This window comes from Vibrio sp. 10N.222.46.A1 (assembly GCF_041473595.1).
Lineage (GTDB): Bacteria > Pseudomonadota > Gammaproteobacteria > Enterobacterales > Vibrionaceae > Vibrio > Vibrio tasmaniensis_A.
Genome location: NZ_JBFRSN010001431.1, coordinates 1 through 579, shown reverse-complemented (window position 1 = coordinate 579; position 579 = coordinate 1). Strand labels below are relative to the sequence as shown.

Sequence of the window (579 nt, the reverse complement as noted above, 5' to 3'; positions counted from 1 at the left end):
GATTATTAGGGATATGAATCCTGGCGATGAAAATGCTTTCGTGGCGATGTCTCAAGATGCCAAATATCAGCGTTTCTATGATGAAAGTGACTGTGATCCTATTAAATATAAAGAGTTAACCAACTTGTTTATAGCCCAGGCTTCTGAAGAACCAAGGAAATCATATCAACTCGCAGTTGAATATAAGAGCACAGGGCAGTTCATTGGTACTGTTTGTTTGCGTTTAGAAGACAATCAGCAAGCTTCAATGGGGTGTGCGTTTTCAAGACAATATCAAGGCCATAAGTTAAGCAATGAAGCGGCTCTCGCTTTGGCTGATTTTGGTTTTTCAACATTGGGTGTACACCGCATTTATGCGGAGACAATCAGTAAGAATTTACCTGCCATTAAGCTTTGTAAGTCTTTAGGTATGCGTCAAGAAGCGCACTTTAGAGAGCATCGTTTTTTCAAAGGGCGGTGGTGGGATACCGTAGTTTTGGCTGTCCTGCGATCCGAATGGGTCAAGGCATAGCCAAGTGGCTAATGTAGATTCGATGTGCTTTATAAACAAGGTTTAGATCCGGAACGAGGTTATTCTGG

Annotated in this window: 1 protein-coding gene; it reads left to right on the top strand. The window is 42.0% G+C overall.

Annotation, left to right across the window (positions count from 1 at the left end; all coding sequences use genetic code 11):
- Nucleotide 1 precedes the first annotated feature (1 nt).
- On the top strand, nt 2–511 hold the full coding sequence (locus AB4496_RS27115; protein ID WP_372133032.1) for a GNAT family N-acetyltransferase: 510 nt from the start codon (nt 2–4) through the stop codon (nt 509–511).
- The last annotated feature ends 68 nt before the right edge of the window (nt 512–579 follow it).